Origin of the sequence: Acinetobacter sp. IK40 (assembly GCF_035615075.1) — a bacterium.
GTDB classification, from domain to species: domain Bacteria; phylum Pseudomonadota; class Gammaproteobacteria; order Pseudomonadales; family Moraxellaceae; genus Acinetobacter; species Acinetobacter courvalinii.
The window spans coordinates 385,699-405,364 of the sequence record NZ_JANBOE010000003.1; the positions used below are offsets into that span (position 1 = coordinate 385,699).

15 protein-coding genes and 1 rRNA gene are annotated in these 19,666 nt (G+C 45.1%); 7 read left to right on the top strand and 9 right to left on the bottom strand.

What is annotated here, in order from left to right; genetic code table 11:
• Positions 1-1,101, bottom strand: a complete 1,101-nt coding sequence (locus MSG93_RS08155) for an efflux RND transporter periplasmic adaptor subunit (protein WP_324621318.1) — start codon at positions 1,099-1,101, stop codon at positions 1-3.
• A 151-nt stretch (positions 1,102-1,252) separates the two neighbouring features.
• Between MSG93_RS08155 and MSG93_RS08160 the strand changes: the two genes are divergently transcribed.
• The 4 genes from MSG93_RS08160 (at position 1,253) to MSG93_RS08175 (ending at position 7,254) form a co-directional block, all read left to right on the top strand.
• On the top strand, positions 1,253-1,876 hold the full coding sequence (locus tag MSG93_RS08160) for a TetR/AcrR family transcriptional regulator (protein ID WP_005228121.1): 624 nt from the start codon (positions 1,253-1,255) through the stop codon (positions 1,874-1,876).
• An 84-nt stretch (positions 1,877-1,960) separates the two neighbouring features.
• Positions 1,961-4,642 (top strand): phosphoenolpyruvate carboxylase, encoded by a 2,682-nt coding sequence (gene ppc, locus MSG93_RS08165; protein ID WP_032873300.1) that lies wholly within the window; start codon positions 1,961-1,963, stop codon positions 4,640-4,642.
• 309 nt (positions 4,643-4,951) lie between these two features.
• The gene (locus MSG93_RS08170; protein ID WP_005228124.1) at positions 4,952-6,247 is read left to right on the top strand and encodes a solute carrier family 23 protein; all 1,296 of its coding nucleotides are present in this window, start codon (positions 4,952-4,954) and stop codon (positions 6,245-6,247) included.
• 110 nt (positions 6,248-6,357) lie between these two features.
• A complete protein-coding gene (locus tag MSG93_RS08175; protein ID WP_324621319.1) occupies positions 6,358-7,254 on the top strand; it encodes a LysR family transcriptional regulator in 897 nt (298 codons plus the stop codon).
• Between the two features lie 6 nt (positions 7,255-7,260).
• Here MSG93_RS08175 and MSG93_RS08180 read toward each other — a convergent pair whose 3' ends face one another.
• From MSG93_RS08180 to ilvD, 3 genes are all read right to left on the bottom strand, one after another.
• Positions 7,261-7,992 (bottom strand): sulfite exporter TauE/SafE family protein, encoded by a 732-nt coding sequence (locus MSG93_RS08180; RefSeq protein WP_199973459.1) that lies wholly within the window; start codon positions 7,990-7,992, stop codon positions 7,261-7,263.
• Positions 7,993-8,071: 79 nt separating this feature from the next.
• Positions 8,072-9,361 carry a hypothetical protein gene (locus MSG93_RS08185; RefSeq protein WP_324621320.1) on the bottom strand — a complete coding sequence of 430 codons (1,290 nt, stop codon included), beginning with the start codon at positions 9,359-9,361 and terminating at the stop codon, positions 8,072-8,074.
• A gap of 144 nt (positions 9,362-9,505) precedes the next feature.
• Complete coding sequence (gene ilvD, locus MSG93_RS08190; RefSeq protein WP_324621321.1) at positions 9,506-11,335, bottom strand: dihydroxy-acid dehydratase; 1,830 nt, start codon at positions 11,333-11,335, stop codon at positions 9,506-9,508.
• Positions 11,336-11,546: 211 nt separating this feature from the next.
• Here ilvD and fmt point away from each other — a divergent pair, with 211 nt between their 5' ends.
• Both fmt and rsmB read left to right on the top strand, forming a co-directional pair.
• Positions 11,547-12,509 (top strand): methionyl-tRNA formyltransferase, encoded by a 963-nt coding sequence (fmt, locus tag MSG93_RS08195; protein WP_324621323.1) that lies wholly within the window; start codon positions 11,547-11,549, stop codon positions 12,507-12,509.
• Complete coding sequence (gene rsmB, locus MSG93_RS08200) at positions 12,506-13,804, top strand: 16S rRNA (cytosine(967)-C(5))-methyltransferase RsmB (RefSeq protein WP_324621324.1); 1,299 nt, start codon at positions 12,506-12,508, stop codon at positions 13,802-13,804. Before fmt ends, rsmB begins: the two co-directional genes overlap by 4 nt.
• A 46-nt stretch (positions 13,805-13,850) precedes the next feature.
• Here rsmB and MSG93_RS08205 read toward each other — a convergent pair whose 3' ends face one another.
• The 3 genes from MSG93_RS08205 to MSG93_RS08215 all read right to left on the bottom strand — a co-directional run bounded on the left by MSG93_RS08205 (position 13,851) and on the right by MSG93_RS08215 (position 17,298).
• Positions 13,851-13,994, bottom strand: coding sequence for a methionine/alanine import family NSS transporter small subunit (locus MSG93_RS08205; RefSeq protein WP_005282163.1), 144 nt, complete (start codon positions 13,992-13,994; stop codon positions 13,851-13,853).
• An 11-nt stretch (positions 13,995-14,005) separates the two neighbouring features.
• Positions 14,006-15,484 carry a sodium-dependent transporter gene (locus MSG93_RS08210; RefSeq protein WP_005282160.1) on the bottom strand — a complete coding sequence of 493 codons (1,479 nt, stop codon included), beginning with the start codon at positions 15,482-15,484 and terminating at the stop codon, positions 14,006-14,008.
• Positions 15,485-15,855: 371 nt separating this feature from the next.
• On the bottom strand, positions 15,856-17,298 hold the full coding sequence (locus MSG93_RS08215) for an aldehyde dehydrogenase family protein (RefSeq protein ID WP_324621325.1): 1,443 nt from the start codon (positions 17,296-17,298) through the stop codon (positions 15,856-15,858).
• Positions 17,299-17,430: 132 nt separating this feature from the next.
• On the opposite strand from MSG93_RS08215, the gene MSG93_RS08220 reads away from it, so the two are divergent.
• Entirely contained in the window at positions 17,431-18,192 is a 762-nt protein-coding gene (locus MSG93_RS08220; RefSeq protein WP_324621326.1) for a TIGR04219 family outer membrane beta-barrel protein, read from the top strand.
• A 290-nt stretch (positions 18,193-18,482) separates the two neighbouring features.
• On the opposite strand, the gene MSG93_RS08225 is transcribed toward MSG93_RS08220, so the two are convergent.
• A complete protein-coding gene (locus tag MSG93_RS08225; RefSeq protein WP_324621327.1) occupies positions 18,483-18,794 on the bottom strand; it encodes an ankyrin repeat domain-containing protein in 312 nt (103 codons plus the stop codon).
• Positions 18,795-19,546: 752 nt separating this feature from the next.
• Positions 19,547-19,661, bottom strand: a 5S ribosomal RNA gene (rrf, locus tag MSG93_RS08230).
• Positions 19,662-19,666 lie beyond the last annotated feature (5 nt).

Consider the following 19,666-nt stretch of genomic DNA (forward strand, 5'->3'; position numbering starts at 1 on the left):
TTAACCTCCCGTTTTAACTTGAATATCGCGGTTATCACGATCGACGGGATGAATTTTTTGCTGATCCCGTAACAAATGTACGCCACCGACCACGACCCAGTCCGTGGCTTTTAAGCCGGCAAGAACAGGTACACTATCACGCCCGTAAGTGCCTAAGGTCACTGGGACTTTACGAATGGTTTGATTGCTATTCACCACCCAGACATAGGCTTGCTGATCATTGGCGGTGACACTGGATAAAGGCACACTCAGTACATTATTGTCCTGTGCGACAAAGAACACCCGCGCACTTTGCCCCAGCTGAATACTGGACTGTCCTTCCAGTAAGGACACTTTGACGGTAAAGGTCCGGGACTGGTCGGCTGCAGGCGAAACCTCACGCACTCTGGCAGCAAAACGTGCATCTGGCTGTGACCACAAGGTGACCCATGCGGGCTGCCCCACTTTAATGCTGCTGACCGCCTGTTCAGGTACACCAAACACCACTTCGCGTTCACCATCAATGGCTAACTGGTAAGCGGCCTGTCCTGCGGCAATCACCTGTCCAATCTCGATCTGACGCTGGGTAATCACCCCGTTTTTATTCGAGATCAGCTGGTTATAACCGGTCTGGTTGAAGGATACTTCATAGTTAGAACTGGCCTGCTGCAAGCTTGCCTGAGCGGATTCATACTGATTTTTGACCGCATCAAATTGCGAACGGCTCACTGCATTGACCGGTAATAACTGCTGATAACGCTGATATTCTTCTGCAGCAATTTTTGCAGCGGCCTGTGCACTTTGTAACTGTGCCTTGGCCGCATTCATTTGCAATTGAGCATCTTTGACATCCAGTTTTGCCAGCACCTGTCCAACTTTGACCCGATCTCCGACATCAACATAACGTTCGGTCACCTGTCCCCCGACACGGAAGGCCAAAGCGGTTTGCTGTCTGGCCTGAACATCCCCGGCATAACTCTTTTGATCAACATGGTTACCACTCGGCTGGGCCACCATGACATAAGGAATTTCCTCGGTCTTGGGAAGCTCTTTCTGGCAGGCGCTGAGGACGACACTACTGACAATGAGTAAGCCCAATATGATAGGATTGATCTGCTTCATCTGTTTGCGCTCTTATTCAAATTGATTTTTAAGGCGTGATATGAGCATTATCATAGATTGTTTATTTTTTAATTAATATACTCACAGGTACATTAATTAAAAAATAAATCTATCTGCTTGATTTTTAAATTCATGAAAAGAGAAAGATAACGTGCAAATCCATAGTGGCCGCCCCAAAGATTTAGAAAAAAGAGCCAAGATTTTACAGGCCGCAAAATCTATTTTTTTAAAAATGGGATACCACGCCACCAACATGAACCAGATTGCCAAAGAGGCAGGTGTCACCAAACTGACGGTGTATAACCACTTTCAGGATAAAAACAATCTGTTTATGTGCGCGATTGAGGAAAGCTGCGAAGAATCGATTCGGGCCAAACAGTTTCAGCTGACGGCGGATTCTGATTTTAAACAAGCTTTGGTTCTGATGTGTCAGCGTGCCTTAAGTATTATTTATCTACCAGAAGCACTAAAACTGGATTGTTTGCTGTTTGAACTGGCAGCAGAACAAAGCCCCTTAACCCGACAGTTTTTTGATGCCTCACATACCCGCATGTGCCATGTCTGGTGTGATTTTTTTGAACAGGCCATCGGCTTTAAATTTATTCAGGCAGATGAACCCATCAAGCAAACCGAGCTGATCATTTCGCTGATGCTCGGGATCCGTCATCAGCAGGTATTGCTCGGTTTAGCACCTGTGCCCACAGCAGATGAAATCGATCAGATGATTGAGCATGCCATCGAGATTTTTTTGCTTAAATATCAGACTAAAGTTTAGAGAAATTTCACATTTTTTTACGTTCTGCTCTTGGATTGTCCTTCAATCGCGCTATAGTCGGATGAGAACAACAGGAGAATTAGAATGATTCAGCAAATCACTGCTCCACTACGTGAAGATGTCCGCTTACTCGGCAATTTACTCGGAGAGACCTTAAAGCAACATGCTGGGCAAGATTTGTTTAATCAGATTGAGCAAATTCGGGCATTGGCTAAAGGTGCACGTGACGGCCAGATCGAAGCAGAAAAACAGCTAGAACAATTGTTCCTCGGTTTAAAAGATGAAGAGATTCTGCCGCTGACCCGTGCTTTCTCTCACTTTCTGAACTTTGCCAATATTGCGGAACAGTACCATGTGGTGCGCAGCCGCCGTCAGGCCGAGTTTGATGAGCACGCGCCCAGCCCAAATCCGCTGCCGCATTTGTTTGAAAAATTCAAAAACCAGCAGATCAATGCACAACAACTGTTTCAGCAAATCTGTGATTTAAAAATTGAACTGGTGCTGACGGCCCATCCGACCGAAGTCAGCCGTCGTACCTTAATTCAAAAATATGATGATATTACCGATTGCCTTTCTCAATTAGATCAGCAAAAGCTGACCCCGAAAGAGCGTCAGCAAACCATTGCCACCCTCAAGCAATTGATCAGTTCAGCCTGGCAGACCGATGAAATCCGTCAACACCGCCCAACCCCAGTCGATGAAGCCAAATGGGGCTTTGCCACGATTGAGCAATCCCTCTGGAATGCGGTCCCTAAATTCGTCCGTGAACTGAATGAACTGACCCAGCAGCATTGTGAACAAAGTCTGCCACTGCATGTTGCACCGATCCGCTTTGCTTCATGGATGGGCGGAGACCGGGATGGCAACCCGAATGTGACCCATCAAGTCACGCAAGAAGTCCTGTGGTTATCGCGTTGGCAAGCAGCTGATCTCTATCTGCGTGATATCGAAAATCTACGTTGGGAATTGTCCATTCAAAGCTGTTCCGCTGAAATGACTCAGGCACTGGGCTATGAGCATCCGGAACCCTATCGTGAATATTTACGCGAAACCCGTGAACGTTTAAAAGCCACCCGCTCATGGCTGGCCCATCGCCTGCAAGGCACAGATGCCGATGACAGCAACATCATCAGAACCAAAGATGAATTGTTGGCGCCGCTACTGCTGTGCTACCGCTCACTGATGGATTGTAATCTGGCTGAGATCGCCAACGGACAATTACTCGACTTTATTTATCGGGTCAACTGTTTTGGTATTGAGCTACTCAAACTGGATATCCGTCAGGAATCAGGTCGCCATCGCCAGGCCATTTCCGCGATTACCGAATATCTGGGTCTGGGTAATTTTGAATCCTGGACCGAGCAGGCCCGCCAGAACTTCCTGATTCAGGAACTGCAAAGTAAGCGCCCCTTACTGCCAAAGTTTTTTAATGAGCCTGAAGGCAGCCTGATCCAGCATTCCGATGTACTGGAAGTGTTTGCCACCATGCGCACCTTGGCCGAACAGCCACCTGAGAGTCTCGGTGCCTATATTATTTCCATGGCGGAATATCCAAGTGATGTACTGGCAGTATTGTTGCTGCAAAAAGAAGCAGGCATCCAGCAGCCGCTCCGTGTAGTGCCTTTATTCGAGACCTTGAAGGATCTCGACGGTGCCGCCAAAACCATGAATACCCTGTTCAATATGCACTGGTATAAACAGCATATCCAAGGCAAGCATGAAGTCATGATTGGCTACTCGGACTCCGCCAAGGATGCAGGTTTTATGTCGGCGAACTGGGCACAATATCGTGCTCAGGAAGAACTGACCGCGATTGCCCAGCAGCATGGGGTGCAATTAACCTTGTTCCATGGCCGTGGCGGTTCGATTAGCCGTGGCGGTGCACCGACACAGCAAGCACTGTTCTCGCAACCACCGGGTTCGATTTCAGGTGCGATCCGTGTTACCGAACAAGGTGAAATGATTCGCTTTAAATTCGGTCTGGAAGGGATCGCCCTGCAAAATCTGGAAATCTATACTGCAGCAACTCTGGAAGCAACCTTGTTACCGCCACCTGAACCGAAACAAGAATGGCGTGACCTGATGAACCAGATGACGGATTTATCGGTACAGGTCTATCGTCAAACCGTGCGTGAAAATCCAAATTTTGTCAGCTATCTGCGTACCGTAACCCCTGAACTGGAATTACAAATGCTGCCGCTGGGTTCTCGTCCTGCCAAACGCAAAGTCAGTGGCGGGATTGAATCGCTGCGTGCCATTCCTTGGGTCTTTGCATGGACCCAGATTCGCCTGATGCTACCAGCCTGGCTGGGCACCGGCACTGCCATCAATCAGGTGCATGGACAACACAAAAACACGCTGGATGAGATGCTGGAACAATGGCCTTATTTCCAGACGCTGATTGATATGCTGGAAATGGTACTGTCCAAATCCGATGCCAATATCGCGCTGTATTATGAATCGCATCTGACCCAGGATCAGGACTTAAAAGTGCTTGGTGTCGAGTTGCGCCAACGTCTGCAAAATGCAGTCGATACCCTGCTGAGCCTGAAAGGTGAATCTAAACTGCTGAGCAATAATGAGGTACTGGATCAATCGATGCAGGTACGTAAACCGTATTTGTTGCCTTTGCATTTATTACAGGCCGAGTTGATGAAACGTCGTCGCCTGTATCTGGCAGAGCATCAAACCGAGCATAGTCCAGTGGATCATGCCTTGATGGTCAGCATTGCAGGTATTGCAGCGGGCTTGCGTAACACGGGCTAAGTGCCATTTTCAGAGGGCCATCCGCAGAAATCGTTTCTGTTGATGGCCAGATTGGCAAAAGATGCCATTGCGATAAAAAAAATTGAAAAAGTTTTTAAAATTATTTTAAAAATAAAAGAGTTAATTTTTTAAATTGTCCAGACAAAATAAATAATAATTCCACTAGCTTAATTTGAAGTAGATTTTACCAAAAGGTAAAAATTCAAGCTCTAAGAGTGTATTGTGGCAATCCTCTCAAGGACTTATAGGTGAAAGCTCGTTTTAAGACAGGGTATCATACGCGCTGATATCAAATCATGAGTCTAATTTATGTCCAGTTGGTTTCCAAAATGGCAGCCGTATCAGGGGACGGTCGATCATCGCCCTGTTGCGACCAATGAATATTTACCGCCCTTACAAAGCGCGGTGCTGGGGGTTCAACACGCATTTGCCATGTTCGGCTCAACCGTACTTGCACCTTTATTGATGGGTTTTAGCCCGAACCTTGCCATTTTAATGTCAGGCATCTGTACCATCCTGTTTTTCTTTATGACCGGTGGACGTGTTCCAAGCTACTTAGGCTCAAGTTTTGCGTTTATTGGCGTGGTGGCAGCGGCAACGGGTCATATTACCGGTTCAGGTGCAAATCCAAACCTGTCCGTCGCACTGGGCGGGATTGTGGTCTGCGGTATCGTATATGCCCTGATCGGCTTTGCGGTGATGCTGACAGGAACCCGCTGGATCGAAAAACTGATGCCACCGGTGGTCACTGGTGCAATCGTGATGATCATTGGTCTTAATCTTGCGCCTGTAACCATTAAAGGCGTTGCGGGTCAGCCTTTTGAAATGTGGATGGCATTAACTACGGTCCTGAGCATGGGCATCATTGCGGTCTTTACCAAAGGGCTATTACAACGTTTATTGCTCTTGATTGGCCTTTTAATTGCCTATGCCATTTATGCCATTGCCAGCAATGGTCTGGGTTATGGCAAGCCGATTGATTTCTCCCAGATCTCAGCGGCGCCATGGTTTGGTATTCCGAGCTTCTCGCATCCGACTTTTGATTTGAATGCCATTCTGATCATTGCCCCTGTGGCCCTGATTCTGGTGGCAGAAAATCTGGGCCATATCAAGGCTGTTGGTGCAATGACCGGTGAAAATCTCACGCCACAACTGGGTAAAGCCTTTGTTGCAGATGGTGTCGCAACCACCTTATCCGGCGGTGTGGGTGCACCCGGTATGACCACTTATGGCGAAAATATCGGAGTGATGGCAGTTACCCGCGTTTACTCAACACTGGTGTTTGTGATTGCAGGTATCTTTGCCATTATCCTCGGTCTTTCACCTAAGTTTGGTGCCGTCATTAGTACCATTCCCAATGCAGTACTCACGGGTGCATCTATTGTGGTGTTTGGTCTGATCACCATTGCCGGAGCAAAAATCTGGATCGAAAATAAAGTCGACTTCTCCAACAATAAAAACCTGATCGTGGCTTCAGTCACCATTATTTTAGGGGCGGGTAACTTTGAATTGTTATTTGGTAGCTTCAATCTCGGCGGTATCGGGACGGCAACTTTTGCAGCAATTTTCCTGAACCTGTTGTTCAGTTTAAAAGATAAAAACTAAAAATCTTCAAGGCAGCGCAAGCTGCCTTTTTTCCGTCTTGAACGGCTCCCCTATCTTTATCTTGCTTAGTTTTAGTATGATGGCTGTTTATATTTCAATACGTTCCGCTCATGCGTTTCGATTTCTTTGATTTACAACTGCTTCTGCATATTGTTTCGACAGGCAGCCTGACCAAGGGTGCCGAGCTTTCTGCCGTTTCCCTGCAAGCCGCCAGCGAACGAATTAAAAAACTCGAACACTATTTTGCAACACCGTTATTTATTCGGCAGACCTCAGGTGTTGAGCTGACCACTGCGGGCCATGCCCTGGCTGAGCATGCCCGACGGCTGATGCAGCAAAAAGATCTGCTTGAACAGGACATGCAACGCTTTCGACCCACGGCACCTGAATCATTGACCTTATGGTGTAATTCGTCGGCACAGAGTGAATATTTACCACCGCTGTTACCGCACTATCTGATGCTACATCCCGAGATCAATCTCGACCTACATGAAGCAGAAAGTTCTGAAATCGTTGAAGCATTGACTCAAGGTGTGGCACGCCTAGGACTGGTCTCCAGCTTCTTTGATACCCGTCATTTGCAAACACAGGAGTTTGCCAGTGATCCATTGGTGCTGATCTGCCCCGCTCATCATGCCTTGACCCGGCAAATACAGCTGAATCTGGTCGATGCCTTAGCTTATGGTTTTATTGGCCTGATGCCGCATCATTCTTTACAGCAATCGATTGAAACGCAAGCCAAGCTATTGGGTTTCAATATCCAGTACCGGCTACGCTTACCTAACTTTTCTGCCATTGCCGAGGTTGTCGCCAAAGGGGTCGGTATTGCGATTATGCCCGCGCGTGCGGCACAACGTTTACAGCCAGATTATGATTTTTATGCAATACAATTACATGGCGCCTGGGCCAACCGTAAACTGCTGTTAGCGGCACAGGATTTCGCTCAGCTCCCGCATGCTTATCAACAATTTGCTGAGTTTTTAATGCAACATCGCCCATCTTGCTGAATGCCCTTAATGCGCAATCATATATAGACCTAAGGCCATCAATCCGATAAAGAATAAACGGCGAAAACGTTGCTCGTTAAGTTGATAACGGATTTTTTTACCCAGCCACATCCCCAATAAAGCAGCAACTAAAGCCACCGCAGACAGACGATAATCCAGCGTGATTCCCTCCATCGGATTGTGATGCAGGAAAAAAGCCAGACAGAAGGTGGAAACGGTAAAGGTCAAGCCTAAGGCCTGTACCAGTTCATCCCGTTTCAAATGTAAGGACTGCAAATACGGCACCACCGGAATAATCACCACCCCTGTGGCAACGGTCACTGCACCGCCGATATAACCGACGATAGGTGATAACCAGCGCTCATGTTGCGCCAGATGAGGCAGTCTTTTCACACAGAGACCATACAGTCCATATAACGCCAGCATACAGCCCAGTAAAATCTCACTGCTATGTCCATGACTCTGGCTTAGGGTCGGTAAAAAGCTCCAGATCGACCCTACCACGATTCCAACCAGTAACGTCCAGAAACGGCGGATAAAGGCCCAGACCCGTCCTTCTGCAAACAGTTGCCAGATATTGGTGACCATCGACGGCACAATCAGTAAGGAAGCAGCCTGAAACGGACTCATGGCAATGGTTAGTAGTCCCATAGAGACCGCAGGCAGGCCCAGTCCGATCATGCCTTTAATCATGCCGGCAAAGGCAAAGACCACGATAATAATGGCTAGAAAAGTCACGCTTTAACTCCGATTTTGCATCGAAGCTATGCTACGGAAAAACCGTGGCTTGCCCTATTCTTATTTTTGGGAGTGGGCCTCAATCAAAAGTTGAGGCCATTTTATATCTTTCTTCCAGTACGTTACTGAGAATGCTTTCAATCATCCAGACCCGATACAGGCTATTGAAGACATAGCTATGTCCATCAATCCGTAACTCCAATACAGGAAAATCAGGCTGATGCTTCTGCTGGCACCCTTCATCATTTTGCTTTAACTGTGCGTCGATATCCTGTTCAGTGAGCTGCGCAATGTCCAGACGTCTCTGCATCCGTTGAAAATGGGCTTTAAATGACAGGTCTTTGCCCTGTGTCCATACCGCTTCCAGAATTTCATGGATACAATCCACTTGCTGCTCTTCAGGCACACTATAAAACAGTCGGGCCATTTCATAGGTGGCTTCTCTGGTTGGTCGGCAGAACGGGGTAAATGCGACCTGGGTTCGCTTGGAAACACGAGTTGCCAGGCCCCAGTCAAACCAGTCCCGACCGTGATAGCTCAGCGGATATACCTTCAGCTGGATATTATAATAATTAGCCAGTTCTTCCTGAATATACGCCAATAATAACCAGCTCATCGGGTCTTCAAGCGCAATATACAGATCCAGTTCCGGATGCAAGGCCTGGACTTCGGCCAATGCCTCGGCATCATTAATAAGATGCTCACGCCACTCGATATGATTGATCAGGAAAATGGGATTTCCGGTCAGGAGTTTCTGCTGTTTTAAACGGCGTGTCAGACGTAACAAGTCATCAACAGCCTGATATTTTCGTTCACCAAATTCAAAATAACTGGCGATCACAGGCACGTCTTTGAAAATACGTTCGGGATAATCTTGTGGTTTCTGATGCTGGGAGGCCATTGCATATAAGGTACGCAATTTACCGTATTGCTGCTGCCACAACATGTGGAAGACATCTTCGAGCAAATGTAAAAAGTTTTGTTCTCTGAGCGGGGTATTTCTTAGAATTGTTTCTGCTTGTTGTAAGGCTTCTGCACTCGGTATTTCTGGGGTTTCATCAAAACCAAAACGATGCTGCTTGGCCAGGATTTTGGCATCATTTAAGCAATAGCTTTGCCAGTCTTGCTTGGACATGCCATTCGGAGGCTCGGCATCTTGCCTCGAAATAATGACTTTTAGCGGTTTGAGTTCATCACTGAGGATCTCATTGAGCTGATCCAGCTCTTGCACTGCCAGATAGCTATACACATCGTCTAGACGCAGGTAAATACTTAAACCCTGTTCCGTAGGTAATTCCGCCTGACGAGAAGGTTTCTGATAGAACCAACTCGATCGTATGGGATCAAACCAACGACGTAACAAAGACATGTCGATAGCCTCTAATGGTCATAAAATGCAAAATGGATAAATTTTACTCAAACCTGAGCCAGAACAGGTGAGCCAATAAGTATGTTCAGTATCTTATAAAATGAGACAAAAGTCCCCCTTAATTGAAAGAGGGACTCAAAGGGATTACAAAACTCGTACTGCGCCTTTAGCAGCACTGGTCGAATGCATTGCGTAAATCTTCAATGACTTAGACACTTTACGTTTACGCTCTTCCGCAGGATGCCAGCCTTTGGCGTCCTGAACCGTACGGCGATGCGCCATGGTGGCATCATCGATATCCAAGTGAATGGTACGGTTTGGAATATCAATCTGAATGGTATCACCATCTTCAACCAGACCAATTGCACCACCTTCAGCCGCTTCTGGAGAAACGTGACCAATCGACAGGCCTGAAGAACCACCCGAGAAACGACCATCGGTAATCAAGGCACAGTCTTTACCCAAACCTTTGGATTTCAGGTAACTGGTTGGATACAACATTTCCTGCATACCCGGTCCACCACGTGGGCCTTCGTAGCGAATCACCACGATATCGCCTGCTACGATTTTATGATCCAGAATGGCTTCTACTGCCGCATCCTGACTTTCAAACACGCGTGCTGTACCGGTGAATTTCAGGATGGATTCATCCACACCTGCGGTTTTGACGATACAGCCATCTAGAGCGATGTTGCCGTAAAGCACCGCCAGACCACCATCTTTAGAAAAGGCATGTTCAGCATTACGAATCACGCCTTTTTCACGGTCACCATCTAAGGTTGAGTAGTAACGGTTTTGCGAGAACGCCACCTGCGTTGGAATACCACCCGGTGAGGAACGATAGAATTCATAAACATCCGCATCTTCGGTACGGATAATATCCCACTTGTCCAAAGCATGTTTTAGTGTTGGTTCATGCACGGTTGGGCATGACGTATTCAGCAAGTTGGCACGATCCAGCTCACCCAAAATCGCCATGATGCCGCCCGCACGATGTACATCTTCCATATGCACGTCTTGTTTTGCCGGTGCAACTTTGGACAATACCGGAACCTGACGAGACAAACGGTCGATATCATCCATAGTGAAATCAACTTCGGCTTCGTGCGCCGCTGCAAGCAGATGCAATACGGTATTGGTTGAACCGCCCATTGCAATATCCAGTGTCATGGCATTTTCAAACGCCGCTTTGGTTGCAATTGAACGCGGCAAAATGCTGTTATCATTCTGTTCGTAATAACGTTTCGCCAGTTCAACCACCAAACGACCCGCTTTTAAGAATAGTTTCTCACGATTGGCATGGGTTGCCACGATTGAACCATTCCCCGGTAAAGAGAGACCCAATGCTTCGGTTAAGCAGTTCATCGAGTTCGCAGTGAACATGCCTGAACATGAACCACAGGTTGGACATGCCGAACGTTCAAAAGCCTGTACTTCTTCATCGGTATAGCTTTCATCAGCTGCAACCACCATGGCATCAACCAGATCAATGGCCTTTTCATCACCACGGAACTTCACTTTACCCGCTTCCATTGGTCCGCCAGACACGAACACTACCGGAATATTCAGGCGCATTGCTGCCATCAGCATTCCCGGGGTGATCTTGTCACAGTTTGAAATACAGACCATGGCATCGGCACAATGGGCATTGACCATGTATTCCACCGAGTCGGCGATCAAATCACGTGATGGCAGTGAATACAGCATCCCGTCATGGCCCATGGCAATCCCGTCATCGACGGCAATGGTATTAAATTCTTTTGCCACACCACCAGACGCTTCAATTTCTCTCGCAACAAGTTGACCTAAATCTTTGAGATGCACGTGACCGGGAACAAACTGGGTAAATGAGTTGACCACCGCAATAATAGGCTTGCCAAAATCTTCATCTTTCATACCGGTCGCACGCCATAAACCACGCGCGCCCGCCATATTTCTTCCATGTGTTGATGTTTTTGAACGATAATCAGGCATTTTGTATTCCCAACAAGTTTGTGCTCGAGACGAATAGGACATTCGCTCTGGCGAAATGATACTGAGCTTTCTGCATCATACTACAAGTTATCGTTTAACAGATGACCAATAGGCCTATCTTTTTTTATACAAAAGCAATTCAAGCCGTCTGATTAGGGACTCATCACTTTTTCGCTTATAATTTGCAGCAAGTTTTAGTTGGATTGTCTTTGTGAAAATCATTTTTGCTGGTACGCCTGAATTTGCGGCAACCGCATTGGCGGCATTATTAAAAACATCCCACCAGATCATTGCGGTTTATACCCAACCTGACCGTAAAGCCGGCCGTGGGCAAAAATTAACGCCATCCCCTGTGAAACAATTGGCACTTGAGCACGGTTTACCGGTGTATCAGCCTTTGAATTTTAAAGCATCGACAGAAGAAGGTCTGGCAGCTCGCCAACAACTGGCAGCGCTTGGTGCCGATGTGATGGTGGTTGCGGCCTATGGCCTGATCTTGCCACAAGCGGTTTTAGATACGCCGAAATATGGCTGTTTAAATATCCACGGTTCATTACTGCCACGCTGGCGGGGGGCTGCACCAATCCAACGTGCCATTGCCACAGGTGATGCAGAAACAGGCATCACCATCATGCAAATGGCGGCGGGTCTGGATACCGGCGACATGATGTATAAAACTTATTGTCCAATCACCGCAGAAGATACCTCTGCCAGCTTGCACGATAAACTGGCCGATCAAGGTGCCGAAGCGATTTGTACCGTGCTTGAGTCAGAACAGAGTTTGCAGGATTTCATTGAAAAACGTGAAGTACAAGATGAAGCCCTGACCGTCTATGCACACAAATTGGTGAAAGCAGAAGCCCGTATTGACTGGAACCAGAATGCGGTACAAATCGACCGTAATATCCGTGCCTTCAATCCGTGGCCTGTGGCGTTTATTCAACTGGATGAAAGCAATGCCTTACGTGTGTGGGGTTCAATGCTTTCTCAGCATCAAAAAGCTGATGCACAAAGCGGCGAAATCCTGGCGATCGATAAACAAGGCGTACATGTGGCGTGTGGCGACAATACCGCGGTGTGCCTCACCAGTCTGCAATGGCCAGGTGCTAAAGCCTTAAATCCAGTGCAAATTGCCCAAACCCAAAAATTACATATTGGACAAATTCTCCCATGAGCCAATCATCTACAAAAAATTTGAATCTACGTGCACAAGTGGTCAAAACACTTTTGGCCGTCCAAAATGGGCAATCTTTGTCTTCTGTTCTGAATCAACATATCAATATCGTTTCTGAACGTGACCGTGGTTTATATCACGAACTGACTTTAGGCTGTTTACGCCAATGGTTTTCTTTAAAAGCCATTACCTTACCCTTGCTGACAAAACCATTAGACAATGAAGCGCTAGAAAGTTGTTTATATCTTGGTTTATATCAAATTTTATGTACGCGTATTCCAGTGCATGCGGCGATTTCAGAAACGGTAAATGCGGCCAAGCAACTCGGTTTTGAGCCAATGAGTGGTTTGGTCAATGCGATTCTGCGCCGTGTTTCACGTGAAACAGCTGAATTTGAAACCGCGTTGAATCATACCCATGGCTTACCAAGCTGGTTATTCAAGCGACTTAAAAAAGATTGGCCTGAGCAAGCAGAGTCTCTATGCCAAGCCTTAAAACAAGTCGCACCACTGACCCTACGCGTCAATGAACGCCAAGTCAGTCGTAACGAATATCTAGAGATTTTGGATGAAGAGCAGATTGATGCTCGTCCTTGCACACTTTCAGATGTCGGGATTGTTTTGGAGCAAACGGGCAATATTACCCATTTACCGGGTTTTGAAGAGGGTGGTTTTTCTGTTCAGGATGAACATGCCCAATTGTGCGCAACGCTATTACCGAACTTAGATGGTCAGGTGGTGATTGATGCCTGTGCTGCACCCGGCGGTAAAACTGCACACATTCTTGAGCGCTTTAATCCTCAAAAACTGATTGCGCTGGATCATGATGCCAAACGTTTATTACGTGTGTCTGAAAATCTGGAACGTCTTGACCTCGGCCAGAACAATGTTGAGATTGTGACCGCTGATGCGACCACGTGGCAGGCAGCAGAACCCGTCGATTGTATCGTGCTGGATGCTCCTTGTTCTGCCACAGGTGTGATTCGTCGTCATCCCGATATCCGTCTACTCAGACAGTCAACCGATATCGCGCAAACGGTGGCCTTACAGCAACAGATTTTGCAGCAGATGTGGCAACAACTCAAAGTGGGCGGTACCTTGCTGTATATCACCTGTTCGATTCTCAAAGCTGAAAATGAGCAACAAATGGCGGCTTTCTTTGCTGAACATGCCGATGCTGAAGAAATCAAAATTGATGCGGATTGGGGCATTGAACAGACCCATGGTCGTCAGTTGCTGCCTTCGGCGCAATCCGGCGATGGTTTCTATTATTGCCGAATTAAAAAACGAGCTTAATCAAAATAAAAAAGCAGGCTTGAGGCCTGCTTTTTTTAAATCTGTTTTAAAGCGTGTGCTGATCTTTGACTTCTTCCAGAACATCATCAAGTTCTTCTGGATGTTTCATCAGGTGGAGGATGGATAATGCTAATCCTCCCCAAACAAACAGCATCGCAATAACCATCATAATAATTGCCGAAGTATTCATCTGTATTTCTCCTAGCGATCTTTTACTTTGCTGAGTATAAAAGCGACAACAGCACAGAAAATCACACTGCCCCAGCCAAATAAGCCTTGTAAGCTCATGCTATAACTATCGTAACCATTTTTCACCAGATTAAACACCGTCATGCTTAAGGTGGTTAACAAGATGAGAGAGGTAATTACGGTTAAAGTAAATGCCCAGCCTTTCCCCAGTTGAATGGTTGAAATGCGGTTGATATGATCACGCAGCTCCAGCAAGGCAGAACGCTTAAACCAGGTAATACAAAGTATTGAAACCAGTGCACCGCCGACAATACCAATGTTATTGATAAAGTGATCGACGATATCCACCAGTTTGATCGCATTCACGCTTGAGAACAGAATCACTGAAACCAGCGCACTACCGCCACCAATAATGGTCACAGCTTTGCTACGGCTCCATTTCAACTTGTCCTGCATTGCTGCGATCGGCACTTCCAGAATACTCACCATTGAAGAAATACCCGCAACGAAGAGTGATGAGAAGAACAGTAAGCCGAATAAGTCAGCACCTGCGCCCAAGCTTGAAATGATTTTCGGGAAAGCAATAAATGCCAGACCGATACCACCGCTTACGACATCTTGTACTTCTTTACCTGCCACATGGGCCATAAAGCCTAGTGCAGCAAAGATACCAATACCTGCCAGAATTTCAGTTGATGCATTGGCAAAGCCAACGATCAGGCCAGAACCGGTTAAGTTGGTTTTTGGTTTAAGATAAGATGCATAGGTCACCATGATCCCGAAACCAACAGACAGCGAGAAGAAGGTATGACCATAAGCTGCTAACCAGACTTTATAATCCATCATCGCAGCCCAGTTCGGAGTAAAGAATGCATTTAAGCCTTCAGCCGCACCTGGTAAACGTAATGCCTGAATCACAAGCACTGTAAATAATACGAATAATAGCGGCATGAAAATCTTATTGGATAATTCAACGCCTTTTTTAACGCCACCATACAGAATGATTAAAGTCAGTGCCCAGATACCCACGATTGGCCAGAACAGATGGCTCACAAAATTGAGATCAAATCCTGATGCTTTTGAGGTCTGCAAATAGGTATTGAAGAAGAAGCTTTCCGGGTCACTGCCCCATGCCTGTCCAATCGAGAAGTACACATAACTCCCCGCCCAGGTCAGTACGCTGGCATAATATAAACCGATGATAATACAGACACAGACTTGCCACCAGCCCAGCGTCTCGCCCCCTTTGAATAAGGCACGATAGGCCTTGGGTGGAGAGTTACGCGCACGGTGACCTGTGGCATAGTCTAAAAATAAAAGAGGTAAACCAGCGGTAATTAACGCCAGTAAATAAGGGATAAGGAACGCTCCGCCGCCATTTTCATAAGCAACATACGGGAACCGCCAGATATTACCTAAACCTACAGCTGAACCAACAGCTGCAATAATAAAACCAGATCGTGATGTCCAGTTTTCACGAGAATCTGCCATATAACACCTAAAATTGTCCTGCTGACCTTCCATGCTGCTTTCAGTTTTTTATTATCCAACAGACATGAAAATGCCATAAAAAATCTTGTTTTGTTTGGATGAACTTTCAACCTTGTGAGCTTCTTATTTTCAAGACCAAACAAACAAAAAACCAAACCATCTTCCTTAAAGATTGGGCATTGTTTTTCTGCTTTTAATAGCCGAACAATACCTGTTTTTATTTCTTTTTACTGTAAATTCTGCAAGAAAATATCAACTTTTCAGAACAACTGATTATTTTTCAACTGCCTGTAAATTTGACCTTGCAGTCAATCTATAAAAATCAAGTACATAAAACAGGCAAGCCAAATCCTCACCACACTTTTCCTCCTCTATTGTTTAATTGCCAAAAGTCTTTGTTCCTGCATATCGCGGATAGCTGAGTGGATGCCTTCGCGGCCCAAACCTGAATCTTTGACTCCACCATAGGGCATATTGTCAACGCGGAATGTCGGGACATCATTAATGATGACGCCACCCACCTGTAAGTGATCCCACGCATACAGCATGTTATTCAGATTTTGCGTATAGACGCCTGCCTGCAAACCGAAACGGCTTTGATTAATGGTGGCAATGCCCTGCTCAAATTGCTTAAATTTTTCTAAAATGGCTACGGGGCCAAACGCTTCATCCTTATAAATTTCTAGCTTGGCATCGACATTTTCCAATAACACCGGTTCAAACAAGACACCTTGTAAACTGCCACCGAGCAGCACTTTTGCACCTTTTTTCTCCGCCTTATCAATCCATTTTTTTAGCCTTAATGCTTCCGCTTCTTTAATCATTGGGCCAACCAATGTGGTGCTTAAAGCAGGATCAGCGGCCTTAATCTTTTTCAGTTTAGCCATCAGTTTCTTTTTTAGCTCGGCATAAAGATCGGCATGTACTAAAATCCGTTGTACACTGATACAGACTTGCCCTGCCTGCCCATAAGCAGCACTGATCAGACGATCAATCAAGGCATCATCAAGGGTTGTATCTGCATCAATCAGGACTGCGGCATTGCCACCAAGTTCCAGCGTCACTTTCTTGCGTCCTGCCCGCGCTTTCATCTCCCAACCGACCTGATCAGAACCGGTAAAGCTGAGGAGTTTAAAACGGTCATCGGTCACCAAAATATCCGCTGCCTCACGATTACAAGGCAAGATCGACCACGAACCTTTCGGCAAATCGGTTTCAGCCAATACGGCTGCAATCTTTAAGGCGCTGATTGGGGTAAAACTGGCCGGCTTCAATACAAAGGGACAACCCGCAGCAATCGCAGGTGCAATCTTATGCGCCACCAGGTTGAGAGGGAAATTGAACGGACTAATTAACGAAACTGCACCAATCGGCACATGTTTGACCATGCCACGAAAATGCGTGGCAGCGGGTGTCACCGCCAAAGGAATTAATTGCCCATCTTCAAGCTGTGTCACCGCATCTGCGGCCAGTTGAAAAGTATTAATTAAACGTTCTACTTCAGCACTTGCTGCACCCCGTGGCTTACCACCTTCTGCAATCAGGATCTCAGTCAGCTCATCCCGCAGTTCATTAAAACGCTTTACACAATGCAGTAATATTTTTTGTTTTTGAAACGGTTTTAAGGCTGCCATCTCAGCTTCTGCCTTCACCGAAGCCGCTATGGCTTTTTCAAGTACTTTAGCATCCGCCAATGCCACTCGTGCATAAACGGTATTGTTATACTTATCATGGACTTCTAGCCATTGTCCTGTTGTGACCGCTTTCCCAGCCACATAAAGCGGATAATCCATCACACTTTGTTTATCCGTCATTATTATTTATTCCTTTATAAAAATTTAAAATTAGACTACTGCATATTTAACCAGATCACTATATGATTCGCCCATTCATAGGTGAATTCACAACAATTCATTACTGTTTTCGATATGTATTAGGATAATGCAATGAAATTATTAAAAATATCAATGTTGGCTTTAGGAACGAGCATTTGTGGCCTGGCACAAGCAGACGTTATTGGTTTAAAAGCAGATGCAAGTTATTGGTTTTATGATGGCAAAGCAAAAGTTCAACCAAAATCAAATACTTCATCATTATCAAATCAAATAGGTGAAAATGACCTATTATTAAATCCTTACGCAGGTCTTTCAGCGCCTGAAGAAAATTTAGATCGTAAAGGTTCAGCTCAGATCTCACTTGCATTTGAACATCCTATTCCATTGATTCCTAATGCAAAAATTCGCTATGTAAATTTAAAATCACAAACAGAAAAGGAAGTCGCAGGTCAACCAGTTTACGACCTCAACATCGATCATACCGATTTTATTTTATATTATGAAATTTTAGACACGATTGTAAATGCAGATGTCGGTTTAGGTGCAACCAACTTAAATGGCGATGTCAAAACTCTGAATATCAGCAAAACCGATATCAATAAAACGGTACCAGTGATCTATGGATCGGCGGGGATAAAACTGCCGTTTACTGGTCTAAGTGCCAAAGCAGAACTCTTATATAGTAACTTTAATGATACTAAAATTACCGATGCGCAAGCAGAATTACAATACAACTTTATCGACAATTTACTGGTCGATGTAGGCTTGAAAGCAGGCTACCGTATTCTGGATATCAAGTTAGATGACTATGAAAAGAATGATCTTAAATTTAACTTTAAAGGTCCTTATATTGGTCTAGATGTTCATTTCTAAGATTCGGATAACACAGAAACGGAATCTATGGATTCCGTTTTTTATCGCTCATCATTTTATTATTCCCGATTGATGTACGCCATAACCTACAATAATCGCAGCCATTGGCGAATATCCCGAACTCAACTTTTCGCCTATTATATAAACCATAGAGAGACAGGAAGTCTCATTGAAAATAATAAAACACACAGGACGTGGTCGTTAATAGGATATCAACGACATAAGCTGAATATGAAGAAGCCCCGTCAGGATGATGGGGCTTCTTTTTATCTCTCATTTTTAGCTACGATTTAAAGACTTTTGAGATATGTGACTACATCGTGATGCTCTGCCATTTCTGCAAGCTGTAGAGCCGTATATTCGCTTTTATAAGCCACATTCGCACCTTTACTCACTAGCAGCTTCACGACCGCTAGATGATCATTCTCAGCAGCAGCTTGTAAGGCACTATAGCCTTCATCATCGGTCTGGTTTGGATCTGTACCCTCAGCCAATAGTTGCTCGACCTGTTCCACATCACCTAAGGATGCCCAATACACCAGCTCAGGAAGATGCAGTTCATTATCATCTTCAGGCAGTGGAGAGAAAGAGTTGAGTTTCATATGTAGCGACTCATATTTTGGTGACAATCATAATTAAAACCTAAATTTAGTGACGTATCTATCTTGAATTCATTAAACTAAAGCACCTGTATCTTTTCTTATATAATTTAATGAAACGAGACAGGGCAATAGGATTACAATTCAATTGAGATAACGATTTTCAAATACTACTTCACACTAGCCTTGGGCAAAGTTAATTCTACATAAATAAGTCTTTAATTCTATTCTTGGCTGATCGAATAATTTGAGGATGATTTTTTTCAAGAAATGTATATATGGTAATAAATGGCAAAATTAGGCCTAGAATGTTAAATGTGGTGTGAAAAGTACAGATAAATTTTTGGATTATATTAGTTAGCCTACTAAAGAGTGTACCTATAGTTTGTCTTTCTGTTTCAGGTAAAGGTTCATAGAAGAAATATGTAAATACCATAGCTATGATGAATGCTAGCAATATAGGCGGACTATAAAGCTCCATTAGAAATGGTCTCATATAATTGTCACTTCTAAGCTTAGCTATTGCTAAAACTAATATTATTGACCAAAAAATAGAATAGATAAAGGATGAGTCTACGCATTGATCCATTGTTTGAACTCCTTCGCCATTTGATTCATTTCATTGTTATTTTTATAAATAGAATAAGCTCTTTAGATCAATATTCTTAACATTTAATGCTTTTTTGCACTTAATATTCATTCCACGCGCAAAAAAACACCCCCAACCGTTAGGTTGGGGGTGTTTCGTATTTAAAAGCTGGCGATGACTTACTCTCACATGGCAAGTGCCACACTACCATCAGCGCTAAGAGGTTTCACTTCTGAGTTCGGGAAGGGATCAGGTGGTTCACTCTTGCTATTGTCGCCAGCAAACT